General features: G+C 34.7%; 13 protein-coding genes and 1 riboswitch. Of the genes, 6 read left to right on the top strand and 7 right to left on the bottom strand.

Annotated features, from left to right (window positions below; genetic code table 11):
• Window positions 1-24: 24 nt before the first annotated feature.
• Window positions 25-226, bottom strand: a riboswitch (cobalamin riboswitch).
• Window positions 227-293: 67 nt separating this feature from the next.
• From cobC to SD960_RS02970, 5 genes are all read right to left on the bottom strand, one after another.
• Window positions 294-830, bottom strand: coding sequence for an alpha-ribazole phosphatase family protein (gene cobC, locus SD960_RS02990; RefSeq protein ID WP_318800815.1), 537 nt, complete (start codon window positions 828-830; stop codon window positions 294-296).
• Window positions 815-1,606, bottom strand: coding sequence for an adenosylcobinamide-GDP ribazoletransferase (locus tag SD960_RS02985; RefSeq protein ID WP_318800813.1), 792 nt, complete (start codon window positions 1,604-1,606; stop codon window positions 815-817). Before SD960_RS02985 ends, cobC begins: the two co-directional genes overlap by 16 nt.
• Before the next feature lie 147 nt (window positions 1,607-1,753).
• Window positions 1,754-3,430 carry a nicotinate-nucleotide--dimethylbenzimidazole phosphoribosyltransferase gene (cobT, locus tag SD960_RS02980; RefSeq protein ID WP_318800812.1) on the bottom strand — a complete coding sequence of 559 codons (1,677 nt, stop codon included), beginning with the start codon at window positions 3,428-3,430 and terminating at the stop codon, window positions 1,754-1,756.
• A 218-nt stretch (window positions 3,431-3,648) separates the two neighbouring features.
• Window positions 3,649-4,161 carry a bifunctional adenosylcobinamide kinase/adenosylcobinamide-phosphate guanylyltransferase gene (gene cobU, locus SD960_RS02975; protein ID WP_318800811.1) on the bottom strand — a complete coding sequence of 171 codons (513 nt, stop codon included), beginning with the start codon at window positions 4,159-4,161 and terminating at the stop codon, window positions 3,649-3,651.
• A 186-nt stretch (window positions 4,162-4,347) separates the two neighbouring features.
• Window positions 4,348-4,710 carry a DUF5522 domain-containing protein gene (locus SD960_RS02970; RefSeq protein WP_318800809.1) on the bottom strand — a complete coding sequence of 121 codons (363 nt, stop codon included), beginning with the start codon at window positions 4,708-4,710 and terminating at the stop codon, window positions 4,348-4,350.
• Between the two features lie 171 nt (window positions 4,711-4,881).
• Here SD960_RS02970 and SD960_RS02965 point away from each other — a divergent pair, with 171 nt between their 5' ends.
• The 3 genes from SD960_RS02965 to SD960_RS02955 all read left to right on the top strand — a co-directional run bounded on the left by SD960_RS02965 (window position 4,882) and on the right by SD960_RS02955 (window position 7,943).
• Window positions 4,882-6,024, top strand: coding sequence for an ABC transporter substrate-binding protein (locus tag SD960_RS02965; RefSeq protein WP_318800807.1), 1,143 nt, complete (start codon window positions 4,882-4,884; stop codon window positions 6,022-6,024).
• A 7-nt stretch (window positions 6,025-6,031) separates the two neighbouring features.
• Entirely contained in the window at window positions 6,032-7,060 is a 1,029-nt protein-coding gene (locus SD960_RS02960) for an iron ABC transporter permease (protein WP_318800806.1), read from the top strand.
• 106 nt (window positions 7,061-7,166) lie between these two features.
• Window positions 7,167-7,943, top strand: coding sequence for an ABC transporter ATP-binding protein (locus tag SD960_RS02955; RefSeq protein ID WP_318800805.1), 777 nt, complete (start codon window positions 7,167-7,169; stop codon window positions 7,941-7,943).
• A 290-nt stretch (window positions 7,944-8,233) separates the two neighbouring features.
• On the opposite strand, the gene SD960_RS02950 is transcribed toward SD960_RS02955, so the two are convergent.
• Together SD960_RS02950 and SD960_RS02945 are read right to left on the bottom strand one after the other, a co-directional pair.
• A complete protein-coding gene (locus SD960_RS02950) occupies window positions 8,234-8,692 on the bottom strand; it encodes a tRNA (cytidine(34)-2'-O)-methyltransferase (RefSeq protein WP_318800803.1) in 459 nt (152 codons plus the stop codon).
• 56 nt (window positions 8,693-8,748) lie between these two features.
• The gene (locus tag SD960_RS02945) at window positions 8,749-9,330 is read right to left on the bottom strand and encodes a pseudouridine synthase (RefSeq protein ID WP_318800801.1); all 582 of its coding nucleotides are present in this window, start codon (window positions 9,328-9,330) and stop codon (window positions 8,749-8,751) included.
• A 139-nt stretch (window positions 9,331-9,469) separates the two neighbouring features.
• Here SD960_RS02945 and SD960_RS02940 point away from each other — a divergent pair, with 139 nt between their 5' ends.
• From SD960_RS02940 to SD960_RS02930, 3 genes are all read left to right on the top strand, one after another.
• Window positions 9,470-9,841 (top strand): hypothetical protein, encoded by a 372-nt coding sequence (locus SD960_RS02940; RefSeq protein WP_318800799.1) that lies wholly within the window; start codon window positions 9,470-9,472, stop codon window positions 9,839-9,841.
• 150 nt (window positions 9,842-9,991) lie between these two features.
• Complete coding sequence (locus SD960_RS02935) at window positions 9,992-10,744, top strand: glucose 1-dehydrogenase (RefSeq protein WP_318800798.1); 753 nt, start codon at window positions 9,992-9,994, stop codon at window positions 10,742-10,744.
• Between the two features lie 289 nt (window positions 10,745-11,033).
• Window positions 11,034-14,462, top strand: a complete 3,429-nt coding sequence (locus SD960_RS02930) for a T9SS-dependent choice-of-anchor J family protein (RefSeq protein ID WP_318800796.1) — start codon at window positions 11,034-11,036, stop codon at window positions 14,460-14,462.
• Window positions 14,463-14,485: the final 23 nt, after the last annotated feature.

Raw genomic sequence — 14,485 nt, 5'->3', positions numbered from 1 at the left:
TTTCTACACTCTTTTTCCCGAGAGCTCGATATTTGTTATAAAGGCAGGTCTCCTGGCTTGCGTCTTATTGTTTACCTTCCCACCCGCTATTGCGAGCAGTGGTTTGTAGTTAACAATAAGCATTCATTTAGAACTAAGCTTACAGTTGCGGGAACAGCTCAAGATTTATACTTGATTCCCTTTTAATGTGTTTGAATTAAACACAACCTTAATTTGGCGCAAAGATAAAGTTAAAATCGTCGAATTTTCAAATTTGTTTCACTTTTTATATCAAATTCTAAACAAAACGACCTTTAAAGTACTATTTTTATTACTTGTCCAAAAGCAACTTTATTAGTAAAAGCATCTTTTAAGGGTAAAAAAGTATGATGACACAAAATACTTCTAATGACACCCGCATGTGAAATAATAATTATAGGCTGTTTTATTTCTTCTGAAATTTGATCTGATAAAAACTCACCAACTCTTTCATGTAATTCAACAAAAGATTCTCCGTTTGAAGCCGGAATATTAACAAAATCTTCCATCCACGGATTCAGCTGTTCGGGCAGAATGTCATTCCAGTTTTTCATTTCCCAATCGCCAAAATTCATTTCCATCAATCGGTTGTCTTCCTGATAAGAAATAGTTTTTATTCTTTTTTGAATGTGTTTTGCTAAAATGGAACATCTTTTTAACGGACTTGAAAATATAATGGCTTCAGTAGGTAACTGTGAAATGATGTTTTCTAAAACCAAATCAAAAGGTTCAGCAATGGCAACATCCGATTGTCCGTAACAAACTCCTTTTTCACAAATAGTTTCGGTATGGCGAACTAGATAAACTTCCATAAAAAAAGAATACTTAAATAATAAATAACCTCGCAAACCTGTTGCGTTGCGCCAAGACAATCTCCCGTATATCCATCAATCCATTTTTGGAAATAGCGAGCCAAAAAGTAACGGGTTAGAAAAACAGGAATTATCGTAAACAGAATTTTATACTGAAAAAAAGCAAATGCCAACAAAGGAATTAATCCGAAAAAGAAAGCACCAAAAATTTCTTTCCAACTATGATTATTGGCGATTGGTTTACTTTTACTCGAAGCATCATCGCGCGAATATTCATGCGTAAAAATGATCGAAATTGCAGCCAGCCGACTCAAAGCATGCGCCGAAATAAACAAAAAGAAAATAAGAAGATGGGAATTATCAATGGCAAAAAGCAAAATACCTTCGGAAAGCAATTTGAATTTTAATAAAAAAAGCAAAACCAGACCAATTGCTCCATAAGCGCCAATAGCACTGTCTTTCATAATGATCAGGATTTTTTCTTTGGTCCAGCCTCCGCCAAAACCATCACAAACATCTGCAAAACCATCTTCGTGAAAAGCTCCCGTCGTTAAAATAGAAGCAATAATTGCAAAAATAACAGCAGTTTCTGTTGATAGAAAAAAGGAAAAAAGATAGAAAGTTAGAAAAGAAATGCTTCCAACAATCCATCCGATAAAAGGAAAGTAACGAGTAGCTTTATTTAAATATTCAGGATTATGATCGATGTTTTTTGGGCAGGGAATTCGGGTGTAAAACATTAAACAGGTAAAGAAGATGTTTAGTTCTTTTTTCATTGAAGAGATTTGTTTTTAATTTTAATAAAATATATTTTAGGTGATCTTGTCATTTCGACGGAGGAGAAATCACACTAGAAACTCACATACAGTGCGTCTCTCTTTGGATGTGATTTCTCCTTCGTAAATGACAAACGAGACTATTGATCACTTCCTACTAACCCCCGCACTCTCAAAACTAGCCATTTCATTCAAAAAAGCTTCCGCTGATTTTAAAATAGGAAAAGCAATAGCACAGCCTGTTCCTTCGCCTAAACGTAAATTAAGATTTAAGATAGGCTTTGCATGTAAATAATCAAGTAATTTTTGATGTGCTTTTTCGTCAGAACAATGGCAGAAAACAGCATTTTTATGAATATCAACATTTATTTTCGAAGCGATTAAAAAAGCCACACTGCAAATAAAACCATCGACCAAAATTATCATTTTATTTTCAAAAGCGGTTAACATTCCACTTGCCATCTGTATGATTTCAAAACCGCCAAAATAAGCCAACTGCTGCATTAATTCGGCTTGACCGGAATAATTATCAATTGCTTTTTGAAGTATATTTTGTTTTTGAAGTAACTTTTCGGCCTCAACTCCAGTTCCTTTTCCCACACATTCTTCAATAGAAAAACCAGTTAAAAGACTCATTAAAACCGAAGCTGTTGAGGTATTTCCAATTCCCATTTCGCCAAAACCAATGCAATTTGAATTTGTTTTTGCAATATCATCAACAATAGCTTTTCCTTTTTCAAAACACAATTGTAATTCCGTTTCACCCATTGCCGGCGCGTGCAGAAACGACTGCGTTCCCTTTGCAATTTTAGCATTAATTAAATTAGCATTTGTTGGAAAATCATAGTTTACGCCAGCATCTACAATAGCTAACTCAATATTATTTTGATTGCAAAAAACATTGATTGCGGCGCCGCCTTCAAGAAAATTACCAACCATTTGTCGGGTCACATCTTGCGGATAAGCGCTTACGCCATGATTTGCGATTCCATGATCTGCGGCAAAAACCACAATGTTTGGGTTTGTAATTTTAGGATTTAAGGTTTCAAAAACCGTTGCCATTTGAAAAGCCAAAGTTTCTAACGTTCCCAAAGAACCGACAGGTTTGGTTTTAGAATCTATTTTTTCCTGTAGAAGTTTAGCAAAGTCATTTTTGATATCAGAAATTGGTGTTTTTAATTGAAAATCTAAAACAGGACTTTCAATCACATTTTTAATTTCTTTACAATCCGGAGCTTCCGATTTCTGTTTCCAATGCAGCTGTTGCAGCATCGGTTGGTTGTTGTAATTCGTTGCTGGTTTTCCAATGCAGAAATAACCTAAAGGTTCAATATTTTCAGGTAAATCAAGGATTTTTTTAAACTGATAATAATTCAGGATCGAAACCCAGCCCATTCCATAACCTTGCTCTGTAAGCGAAAGCCAAATATTTTGTGCCGCACAAACCGAACTAAATTTTACTGCCTCATTACTGCCAACAGTTCCAATAGTAAACTGATTTAAAACAGATCTGTCATACGCAATAATAAGTCCGATCGGAGCTTCTTCAATAGCTTCCAGTTTTAGCGATCTGTAATGTTCTTTTTGTTCCGGATTATCGGTGAGTTCCTCGGCTTTTTTATTATAATCTAAAAATAAGTCCTTAATTGCACTTTTTACTTCTGCCGATTTAATGATAAAATATCTCGTAGCATCCGTCAATCCAACTGAAGGCGCCCAATGTCCGGCCTGTAAAGCTTTTTCGATTACTTCGTCAGGAACTTCATCGGTTGTGAAATGTCGGGTATCGCGGCGGGATTTTAATATATCATCTAAATGGCTCATAAATTTCAATTACAATTACAAAACTCAACTACAAAACTCAATGTCAATTACAATTACAAAACTCAATGTCAATATTGAAAGTTATGTAAAGTTAAGACAGCTTTTTGGAATTTGTAATTATTTATTAAAATTTGATATTGTAATTACCATTGAATTTTGCCATTGTAATTGAATTTTGATATTGTAATTGATATTGAATTTTGACATTGTAATTGATATTACAACCCCTTAATCCTGACCGGAATTCCGGAAACCATCAAAATAACCTCATCGGCTTTTGATGCCAAAAACTGATTCATCCAGCCTTGCAGTTCTGTAAATTTTCTCCCAATTTGAGTTTCCGCATGAACGCCCATTCCAATTTCGTTGGTTACAATAATAAATACTGTATTCTCCTGACTGGCAATAGAAAGAAATTCTTTTTTGGCTTCTTCGAGACTTAAATTTACATCATAATTAGTGTCGACAAAAAAATTCGTGAGCCAAAGCGTAACGCAATCAATCAGCGCCACTTTTCCCGAAAAATCAATTTCACTGATATGTTTTTCTTTTTCAATATTTGTCCAGCGTTCGTCGCGTTCTTGTTGATGGCGATCGATTCTATTTTGAAAATCAACATCCCATTTTCTGGCTGTTGCTACATAAATTGGAGATTCTGAAAGCTGCAAAGCCAGATTTTGCGCATAAGTGCTTTTTCCTGATCGCTCGCCGCCGGTAATTAAGTAGATCATTTTTTTAATTATGAGTTGTAAGTTTTGAGTTATGAATTATTGTGGCGTTCCCCAAGGGTCGGGCTATACGCTTTATCTTTTATTTTTTTAAAGAAAAAAAATAAAAGGATGCCGCTTCTATCCCTAACGCGAAAGACCAATTAGATTTTAAGAAATGAATACGAACAAACAATTTATAATTAACAATTAATAAGGGCAATGCCGACAATTATTACCACAGCAATTTCCTCTTTTTAAATGAAACCATGTTGTAAAAACATAATTGCCATTTTCAATATAAAAATCAAGATCTTCGATTAGTTTTTCTGTTTTTGGTAAAGATAGTGCTTTATTTTGTAGTGCTTTTTGAGGAGTCATAGTTTCGACATAAGCATCTATTTTGTCAATACAAGCTTCTTTAAAGCAATCCGGGCATAGGCAATCTCCTGCACCAGAAAGATTAAAAATAGGAGGGTAGTCGTTACACCAACATTTGTTTTCAACAGAAATATCTCCGCAACTAAATGTAGAGTCGCAACTAGAGCAAATTTTGGTTTTTGTGGTATTCATAATAGTAGGTAAAGATAAATTTGGTTTTTGTAAGAATAAAGGTAAATAAAAAATTTATAAATTGCGTTACCTTTGTGCTTATTGAAAAATTTCAAATGTGAATCTCCGTGATTCAAATTTGAATGACAATAAGCAATAACGATACCATATTTCAAAATATATAACCCACATATGAAACATTTATTTCCAAAAATTATTTTTGTTTTATCATTTTTTCTTCTGTTTGGATGTAAAAAAAATGAAGCCCCTGAGATTGTAAAAACTGAAATTCCCCAAAATAGCATTGAGTTTGCTTCCGGACTTTCAATCGTAAAACACGAAGGATATTCGGTGGTTACGGTTATAGAGCCCTGGCCAAATGCGAATGCAAAATTCACTTATATTTTAAAAGAAAAAGAAGCAAAAGTTCCGGATAGTCTGCAAAAATATGCCACAATAAAAGTGCCTTTAGAATCTGTTGTGGTTACTTCTACTACAAATATTCCGTTTTTGGAAATGCTTGATGTTGAAGATAAATTAGTTGGTTTTCCTCATACAGATTATATTTCTTCAGAAAAAACAAGAGTTTTGATTGATAAAGGTTCGGTGAAAAATGTGGGACAAAATGAAAAGTTAAATATCGAGCAGCTAATAGAATTGTCTCCGGATTTGATTGTAACATTTGGAGTAGATAATAACAACCCAATGTTGGATAATTTGAAAAAAAGCGGTTTAAATGTTTTTATTCAGGCCGATTGGATGGAACAATCTCCGCTTGGAAAAGCAGAATGGATTAAGCTTTACGGTGCATTATTTGGTAAGGAAGATAAAGCCAAAGAATTGTTTGACAAAATTGTTGAAAGCTACAATCAGGCAAAAAAATTAGTGGCAGATCAGCCGGCAACCTCAACTGTTTTGTATGGTTCGATGTATGAAGATGTTTGGTATGTAGCCAAAGGAAATAGCTGGGTTGCGCAATTTATGAATGATGCCCATGCCAATTATTTATGGGCCGATTTAAAGGGAAGCGGAAGTGAAGGTTTATCTTTTGAAAAAGTATTGGACAAAGCCAAAACTGCCAATTTCTGGATTGCTTCAGGCTCATTTAAAACATTGGATGAATTCGGAAAAAGCAATCCGCATTACACACAATTTGATGCTTTTACGTCTAAAAACGTATATACTTTTGAAGGTAAATTTGGAGCAACTGGCGGAACAGTTTATTATGAATTGGCACCAAGCCGACCGGATTTAGTTTTAAAAGATTACATCAAAATTTTTCATCCTGATTTATTGCCAAGCTACGAATTTACCTTTGCCTCTAAACTAAATTAAAGATTCATTGATAAATTCAAAGCGAAATATAATGCTGTTTTTTGTACTTGGTGTAGTGCTGTTATTTATGTTTTTTCTGGACATAAGTTTAGGATCAATTACAATTCCGTTTAAAGAAGTTTATACCAGTTTAACAGGCGGACAAGCCAGTAAATCAACCTGGGAATATATTATTATTAATTACCGCTTGCCAAAAGCCATAACAGCCTTTTTGGTTGGCGTAGGATTAGCAATTAGCGGTTTGCTGATGCAGACATTATTCAGAAATCCATTAGCCGGACCGGATGTTTTGGGTTTGAGTTCCGGAGCCATTTTAGCCGTTGCGATTGTTATTTTGGGTGCTGAATTTTTGCCTTCATTTTTAAATGCTATTCTTTTATCCCCATACGGACTTGTTATTGCCTCAACATTAGGCAGCGTTTCGGTTTTGCTTTTGGTTTTATTGGTCGCGCAGCGATTGCGAAATACAATGGCAATTTTAATTGTCGGACTCATGTTTGGCAGTTTTACCAGTGCAATTGTGGGGGTTTTGACTTATTTTAGTTCGGCAGAACAATTGCAGAAGTTTACATTTTGGTCTTTGGGAAGTTTGGGAAATCTTTCCTGGACATCGATTTCTGTTTTGGCTGTTTGTGTTGGTTTTGGTTTGGTTTTAAGTGCCGGAAGTATTAAGCCTTTAAACGCTTTGCTTTTAGGCGAAAATTATGCCAAAAGCATGGGGTTGAATTACAAAAAAGCCCGGTTAGTTATCATATTTGCAACTAGTATTCTGGCAGGAAGCATTACGGCTTTTGCCGGTCCGATTGCTTTTATTGGTCTCGCGGTGCCGCACATTGCAAAACTGACTTTTCAAACAAGTAATCACACACTTTTATATTGGAGTACGCTTTTTTATGGCGGAATAATTATGTTGTTTTGCGATATTGCCTCGCAATTACCCGGATTAGAAACCACATTGCCAATCAATGCGATTACATCGATTATTGGTGCGCCGGTTGTCGTTTGGTTATTAATGCGAAAAAGAAATTTTCAGTAAATTATTTGGAACACGGATTACGCGGATTGAACAGATTTACGCAGATCGTTTGAATCTATGTGAAAAACTTAGCATCTTAGTATCTCAGAACCTTAGCACCTAAAAAATGAGTAATATTCTATCAACTTCAAATCTAAATATTGGTTATAAAACCAAGAAAGCAACTATAGTTATTGCTGAAAATCTAAATTTGAATTTGACTTCAGGAAAACTAATCTCTTTGATTGGTGCAAACGGAATTGGAAAATCAACTTTATTGCGAACAATTACAGGAATTCAACAACCGTTATCAGGAAATGTTTTTTTGAAGGAAAAGAATATCAATACTTATAATCCTTTAGAATTAGCGCAGAATTTAAGTGTGGTTTTAACCGAAAAGTTGCCGCCAAGTAATCTTTCTGTTTTTGAGTTAGTTGCTTTAGGACGTCAGCCCTACACCAATTGGATTGGAACTTTGACAGAAACTGATATTGAAAAAGTTCAGCAAGCCATGCAATTGACTCAAATCGAACATTTATCTGCAAAAAAACATTACGAAATTAGCGACGGGCAATTGCAAAAGGTTTTAATTGCGAGAGCTTTGGCACAAGATACTCCTCTGATTATTTTGGACGAACCTACAACACACCTTGATTTATTGCATAAAGTTTCGCTTTTTAAATTATTGAAAAAGCTAACGCAGGAAACTCAAAAATGTATTTTATTTTCTACGCACGATATCGATCTGGCGATTCAATTGAGTGATGAAATGATTATTATGACGCCGGAAACTGTAGTTCAGGATCAGCCTTGTAATTTAATTTCGAACGGGAGTTTTGCTACTTTGTTTAAAGATGAGCATATTGTTTTTGATGCTGAAAAAGGGAAATTTGTGATTACTTAAATCATAATCTCTTGTAAAGTACTAGAAGTGCAAAGATTTTTTTTTATAAACTTATTTATAATTCCCGGAGGGACGTTATATTTATAGAAATAGTTATCACATTTTATGTAAAACCCCATCGGGGTGAAATATTTATCGGGTAAAATATATCGTTCCGCTGGAGCTTTCGTCTACAATCGATTATTATAGCTATAAATATTATGTTCCTCTGGAGCTCTAATTTCTATAATGTTAAAATTTCACAGGTAATCGTCTGCTTAGATTCGATTAAACGGTTGAACCAATAACGATTAAACGGTTTTCAATCCAATCTGTCTCTTCGCCTCACCAACCACAAAAGCCACAGAATTTGCAATATTAAAACTTCGAATTAATTTCGACATCGGAATCGTTAAATGATTTTCGAAACGAGCCAAAACTTCTTTGCTTAAACCAACGCTTTCTTTTCCAAAAACCAACCAGTCTCCATCTTGAAAATCAGTTTCCAAATACGATTTTTCAGCATGCGAACTCATTAAGAATACACGTGATTGATCTGGAATCTGTGCAATCCATTCTTCTATATTTTGATATTCTGTTACATCGAGATGAACCCAATAATCCAAACCCGAACGCTTAAGGTTTTTATCATTTATAACAAAGCCAAAAGGGTGAATTAAATGCAGTCGGCTTTCGGTTCCCACACATAATCTTCCAATATTTCCCGTATTATTTGGTATTTCCGGTTCCACAAGAACAACGTTTAGCATTTTTTTGAGTTATGAGTTATAGTTATAAGTTAAAGATTCCGGCAATTATCTAATTTTCAAATTTTCTCATTATCTAATTTAAAATCGGGAACTTCTAAAACTTCCCCGGCTTTTAGGTTTTGCAAATATACATTTCCTATTCTAACCCGAACTAATCTAAGAGTTGGAAAACCAACGGCAGCAGTCATTTTTCGAACCTGACGAAATTTACCTTCATTTACAGTAATCGAAGCCCAGGAAGTTGGCCCGTGTCGTTCATCTCTGATTTTTTTTGCTCTTGGTCCAAAATCCGGAATTTCGGTAACGATAAAGGCAGAACAAGGTTTTGTTTTGTATTTTCCGCCTTCAAAACCTATCTCAACACCTTTTTGCAATTCTTCGATGGCTTCAGGAGTTATTATTCCATCAACTTGTACATAATATTCTTTATCTACTTTTTTGCTTCTTATTTGCTCGCTGACTTTTCCGTCGGTCGTTAGCAAAAGTAAACCTTCAGAATCTTCGTCTAAACGCCCAATTGCCATAGTTCCTTCCGGGAAATCATGCAATTCGCCCAAAAGTTTTTTCTTTCTTTTCAATTCATAAATAAATTGACTTAAATAACCATAAGGCTTAAAAAGAATGAAGTGTTGATGCATGTTTTATTTTTTGCAAAGATAGTTTTGTTTCATCTTCATTAAAAAAATAATACGAGAATAAACTAAAAGCAATGTTAAACCATTTAGTTTTAAAATTTAGAATTCGTAATATTATATAAGAACTTTAAAAAAAAATGATATGGGAACTAATGATTTAGGCTCTAAAAAAATAAATGGAGTACAAAAAAATATAGACGAATCTAAAGGGAAAAATATTTCGCACGATGGAAAAGCCGACGATGCCAATTTGCAAAAAGAAGTGGTAGCAGATCAGGACGGAAATAAACAAGTAGTAGAAAGAGCGCGTAATGAAAATGAAGACATCAAAAAAGTCAAAGGCGATGTAGATTTAAATAACGCCAATGCAAACCGTGGAGTCTCATCTGAAGAAGAAGCAAAAAAGACCGTTGAAAACAAAGATCGAAATTCAGATGTGACGCCAAATCGCTACCCTAATTCCGATCCGGAAAGTCACGAAGATCGAGGTAATATGAAATTGGACGAAGATTAATACTAAGAAAAAAAAGTTGATTTACGTGATTTTAATGTGAAATAACATTTGATTGTGATAAAGTCTTAATCTTATTGTAAACCTTGGTTTTGTTATGGTCAGCGGTTAAGATCTTCGTAAATTGTTACTACAAATTTAAATCTTAAGAATATGTCACTTTTAGAAAACAAAGTAGCTTTTGTATCCGGCGGTGGTTCAGGAATTGGACGCGCTGTTGCAGAATCTTACGCCCGTGAAGGAGCAAAAGTAGTAGTTTCGGATATTAATGTTGAACACGGAGAAGAAACCGTAAAAGTTATAAAAGATGCAGGAGGAGAAGCCTTTTTTGTAAAAGGCGATTCGTCCAGCGCAATCGACAACAAGCACATGGTTGAAGTTACAGTTTCAAAATACGGCCGCCTTGATATTGCGTGTAATAATGCAGGAATGGGCGGACCTGCAAAACCAACCGGAGAATACGAACCGGAAGCGTGGGATAAAGTAATCGCCTTAAATTTAAGTGGTGTATTTTATGCTTGTCGTTATCAATTAGAACAAATGGAGAAAAATGGTGGAGGAAGTATAGTAAATATTGCTTCCATTCACGGTCAGGTTGCGGCGCCATTAAGTCCGGCATATACAGCATCAAAACATGGCGTTGTTGGTTTAACTAAAAATATCGCTGCCGAATATGCGCAAAAAAACATTCGTTGCAACGCTGTTGGCCCCGGTTACATAGAAACGGCGTTATTGAAAGATAATCTGAATAAAGATGCCATGACTGCCATTGCAGCAAAAGCTCCAATGAACCGTTTAGGAACTGCCGAAGAAATTGCAGAACTTGTTACTTTCTTAAGTTCTGAAAAATCTTCTTTCACAACCGGAAGTTATATTATTGCCGATGGAGGATATACGGCGATTTAGAAATCAGTTTTTATATAATTAGGAAGCTGTCTGAAATTCGGACAGCTTTTTTTGTTTGCTAAATATTAAATTAAAGCTATTTCTCTTATTAAAAAATAAGTGGGTTTTAGAGAATAATATAAAATAAAATAGGTTTCATTTGCTTACAGAATACCTGATGAATATATGAATAGTTTGACTTTTGGTGTTGTATGTTTATAAATAACCTTACAATTTGTTTAAGTTATTGCAATATTCTCTTAACTTTAAAAACTTAAATTTGATCTCTAAAACCCTATTTTTTAATCATATGAAAAACATTTACTCATTACGTCATTTAATGACTTTTTTAAGTTTTTTTTGTTGCTTTTCGATCAATCTTTTCGCGCAGACGATGCCGGATCCACAAACTTTGCCTTATTCGCAAAATTTTAGCGGATTGTTGGCAAGCTCTACAACTTACCCATTGGGATTTCAGGGATGGCTGGTTAGTTCAACTCAAAATACAGCGACATATAGTACAGCTTTGTCTGGAGACAGAGGGTTGATCGCAAATAGTACGGTAGTGACCAATAGTGGAAACGTTCATAACTATAATGGTAAGATTGGTTTTTTAAATACAACTTCAGCAGATTTTGCAATAGGTGTAGCATTTGTGACTACTGGTAATACTGCTATAAAAGTTCAGTATGATGCTATGGTTATGCGTAATCCTTACGATGGAGCCAGTAATAATCGTTTACAGGAAATGGCTTTACAATATCGTATTGGAACTACAGGTGTTTTTATAACACTACCATCAACAGCTTACAGCAATAATAGCACAGTTCCTAGACTTATAAATCCAGTTGACGAACCTATAGCTACAAAAATAGAAGTAACATTGCCTGCGGAATGTGATAATCAACCGATAGTTCAAATAAGATGGATTGCCAGATTAGTTTCAGGTTCTACCGGCTCACGTCAATCTTTTGCTATTGATAATATAAAAATTGGAAGCGATATAACTCCTCCAGTTAATGAATCCGGTTATCCAAAAGTTGTTGAAATTTTATCTGATGGTTTTGACTTTTTTAGTAAAATAAACAAGATCGGTAAAACGTATTATGTTTTAGTAGCATCTGGTAGTGCGGAACCTACTCCGGCACAAATCAAAGATGGTTTAGATGCTGATGGAAATGCAGTTTTGCAAGCTGGTTTTCTAAGTATTGCAAATAAGGATCAGGAATATTCAAAAATAATTACAGGTTTAACTTTAGGAACTTCTTATATCGTTTACTCTGTGTCTGAAGATCTTTCTGGAAATATGCAAACGGCAGTTAATAAAATCGATGTTACAACTGCAAGTGTTTTGGTGCCTTCTTTGAGAACTACAGTCTCAGTATTTGATTTTGGAAATTCTGAACAAAATATTGATTCAGCAAGTTTAAGTTACCAAATTAGCGGAACAAATATTACCGATGTTGTAACGCTTACTGCAACTGCCAATTTTAGTATTTCAAAAGATAATGTGACTTTCCAATCTTCTCTTGTTTACAATGCCGCTGATTTTGCTGCAAATGCGACACCAGAAGTTTATGTTCGTTTTACACCTAATACAGCAGGTGCTTTTTCAGGAACGATAACGCACGAAACAACAGGAGCGTTAGTTAAAACGGTTTCTTTGTCAGGAATCGGAACAAATCCATATGTACAAGGTTTTAACGATACTAATGTATTAACAAATAGTGGATGGACACAATATAATGTAGCCGGCACTACAAATAAATGGGCATCAACCAGTGATCCTAGAAATATAAATTCTGGCGCTGGTGCAGTTTTAATAAATGGATATTCTGATTCCGGAGCAAGCAAAGACTGGTTGATTTCTCCTAAATTACATCTGGATACTTTTACGAAATATCCATTATTATCATTTTATTCCCGTAAATTTTATGCCGGACCAAATTTAAAATTATTGGTTTCTACAAATTACGATGGAATAAGCAATCCGGAATTGGCAACATGGACAGAAATTGAGGGTAAATTTCCAACTATAACCGGAACTTACACACAATCGCAATTTATAGATTTAAGCGATTATAAAACTCCCAATACTTATGTTGCATGGGTTTATGAAACTACAGGAGGAAATAATGCAGCAGAATGGTCATTAGATGATGTTGCAATTACAGATGAAGCTGCTTATGTAGATTCTAATCCTGTTTTAGATTTTGGCGATGCAAACCCAAATACAATTTCTGCAAGTCTATCATTTGACTTTAAGTCAAAAGGTTATGGCGATATAACACTTACAGCTCCTGCAGATTTTCAATTGTCTTTGGATAATATAACCTTTCAATCGAGTGTTTTGGTTAATGTAGCAGACGCCGTAAACACAAAAACGATTTATGCGAGATTTACGCCTTCTTCAAAAGCATTAGCAATTTCAGGAACTGTAACAGTAACGGGAACTTCATTAAACAAACAAATTGGTTTATTTGCAGGTTCTTCAATTCCAAAAGCAGATACTTTTGATGTTGTAACATATAATCTTGAGTTTTTCGCAAGTAATGTAATAGGAAATGACGGAAAAGAATTTGGCCCAACAGATGATGATTTACAAATTGAGAATGTTGCCAAAGTAATGAACAAATTGAACGCGGATGTTTATGTAGTTCAGGAAGTGTCGAATGATGCAGCTTTGAATGTTTTAATTCAGAAAATAAATGTGAACGGGAAAACATTCGACAAAACAATTTCGCCAACATGGTCGTATTCATTTCAGGAACCAGATCCAAAATTTCCGCCTCAAAAACTAGTGGTTCTTTATAATACGCAAACCACTACCGTAAAAAAGACTCGTGTTATGTTTCAGGAATTGTATGATGAAATTCAAGCAGGAACAAAAACTTTACCTAATTATCCCGTAGCGACAACAAACCCACCGGCAAATCCAAGTGCGAGTTTCTTCTCATCAGGTCGTTTGCCTTATATGGTAACTATAGAAACGAATATTGGCGGAATCAAGAAAGAAATTAAATTGATAGATATTCACGCCCGCGCCAACAGCGGAAGTGATATTTTGAGATATAATATGCGTAAATATGATGCTGAATTATTAAGAGATAGCCTAGTTGCGCATTATCCAGATGCTAATTTGATTCTTTTAGGAGATTTTAATGATGATGTAAAAGCGTCAGTTATTACTCCCAATCCTTCTTCTTACGAAGCATTTGTAAATGATACGTCCAATTTTAATCCGTTAACTTTAGAAATCAGCAAGGCTGGTGCTTATAGTTTCTTAAGTTCCGGAGGATTTTTAGATCATATTGTCATTTCTAATGAATTATCAGATCAATATCTTCCAAATTCAATTGCTGTTTATGATCCAAGAAGTGATATTCAGGACTATACCAACACCACTTCAGATCACGGACCTGTAATTGCGCGTTTTGAATTGAAAGAAGATGCTTTATCTACAATTGATTTTGATGCTAAAAAAGGTTTTGCCCAAGCATATCCAAATCCCGCAACTGATGTTGTCAATATTGTAGTAAAAACAACTGATGAGAGAAATCTAAAATTAAAGCTTTATGATATTTCAGGGCGTTTAGTTGGCGGCCCGATCGAAATAAAAGGTTCGCAGGACAGTAATATTACCGCAGTTCAGGTAAGTAATTTACGATCTGGAATTTATGTTTACACTTTAAGTGAAAATAATAAAGTTGTTTTTAAAGATAAGATTATCAAGAAATAATTACAATAACCACCAGTATTTAA

This window comes from Flavobacterium sp. MMLR14_040, from assembly GCF_033657265.1.
Lineage (GTDB): Bacteria > Bacteroidota > Bacteroidia > Flavobacteriales > Flavobacteriaceae > Flavobacterium.
The sequence above is the reverse complement of the archived record's forward strand: the minus strand, read 5'-3'. Positions and strand labels throughout refer to the sequence as shown.

Bases quoted from the DNA above. Each gene is read 5' to 3' on its own strand.
- SD960_RS02965 (WP_318800807.1), top strand. From the start codon at position 4,882: ATGAAACATTTATTTCCAAAAATTATTTTTGTTTTATCATTTTTTCTT.
- SD960_RS02985 (WP_318800813.1), bottom strand. From the start codon at position 1,606: ATGAAAAAAGAACTAAACATCTTCTTTACCTGTTTAATGTTTTACACC.
- cobC (WP_318800815.1), bottom strand. From the start codon at position 830: ATGGAAGTTTATCTAGTTCGCCATACCGAAACTATTTGTGAAAAAGGA.
- cobU (WP_318800811.1), bottom strand. From the start codon at position 4,161: ATGATCTACTTAATTACCGGCGGCGAGCGATCAGGAAAAAGCACTTAT.
- SD960_RS02955 (WP_318800805.1), top strand. From the start codon at position 7,167: ATGAGTAATATTCTATCAACTTCAAATCTAAATATTGGTTATAAAACC.
- SD960_RS02935 (WP_318800798.1), top strand. From the start codon at position 9,992: ATGTCACTTTTAGAAAACAAAGTAGCTTTTGTATCCGGCGGTGGTTCA.
- cobT (WP_318800812.1), bottom strand. From the start codon at position 3,430: ATGAGCCATTTAGATGATATATTAAAATCCCGCCGCGATACCCGACAT.
- SD960_RS02950 (WP_318800803.1), bottom strand. From the start codon at position 8,692: ATGCTAAACGTTGTTCTTGTGGAACCGGAAATACCAAATAATACGGGA.
- SD960_RS02940 (WP_318800799.1), top strand. From the start codon at position 9,470: ATGGGAACTAATGATTTAGGCTCTAAAAAAATAAATGGAGTACAAAAA.
- SD960_RS02945 (WP_318800801.1), bottom strand. From the start codon at position 9,330: ATGCATCAACACTTCATTCTTTTTAAGCCTTATGGTTATTTAAGTCAA.
- SD960_RS02970 (WP_318800809.1), bottom strand. From the start codon at position 4,710: ATGAATACCACAAAAACCAAAATTTGCTCTAGTTGCGACTCTACATTT.
- SD960_RS02930 (WP_318800796.1), top strand. From the start codon at position 11,034: ATGAAAAACATTTACTCATTACGTCATTTAATGACTTTTTTAAGTTTT.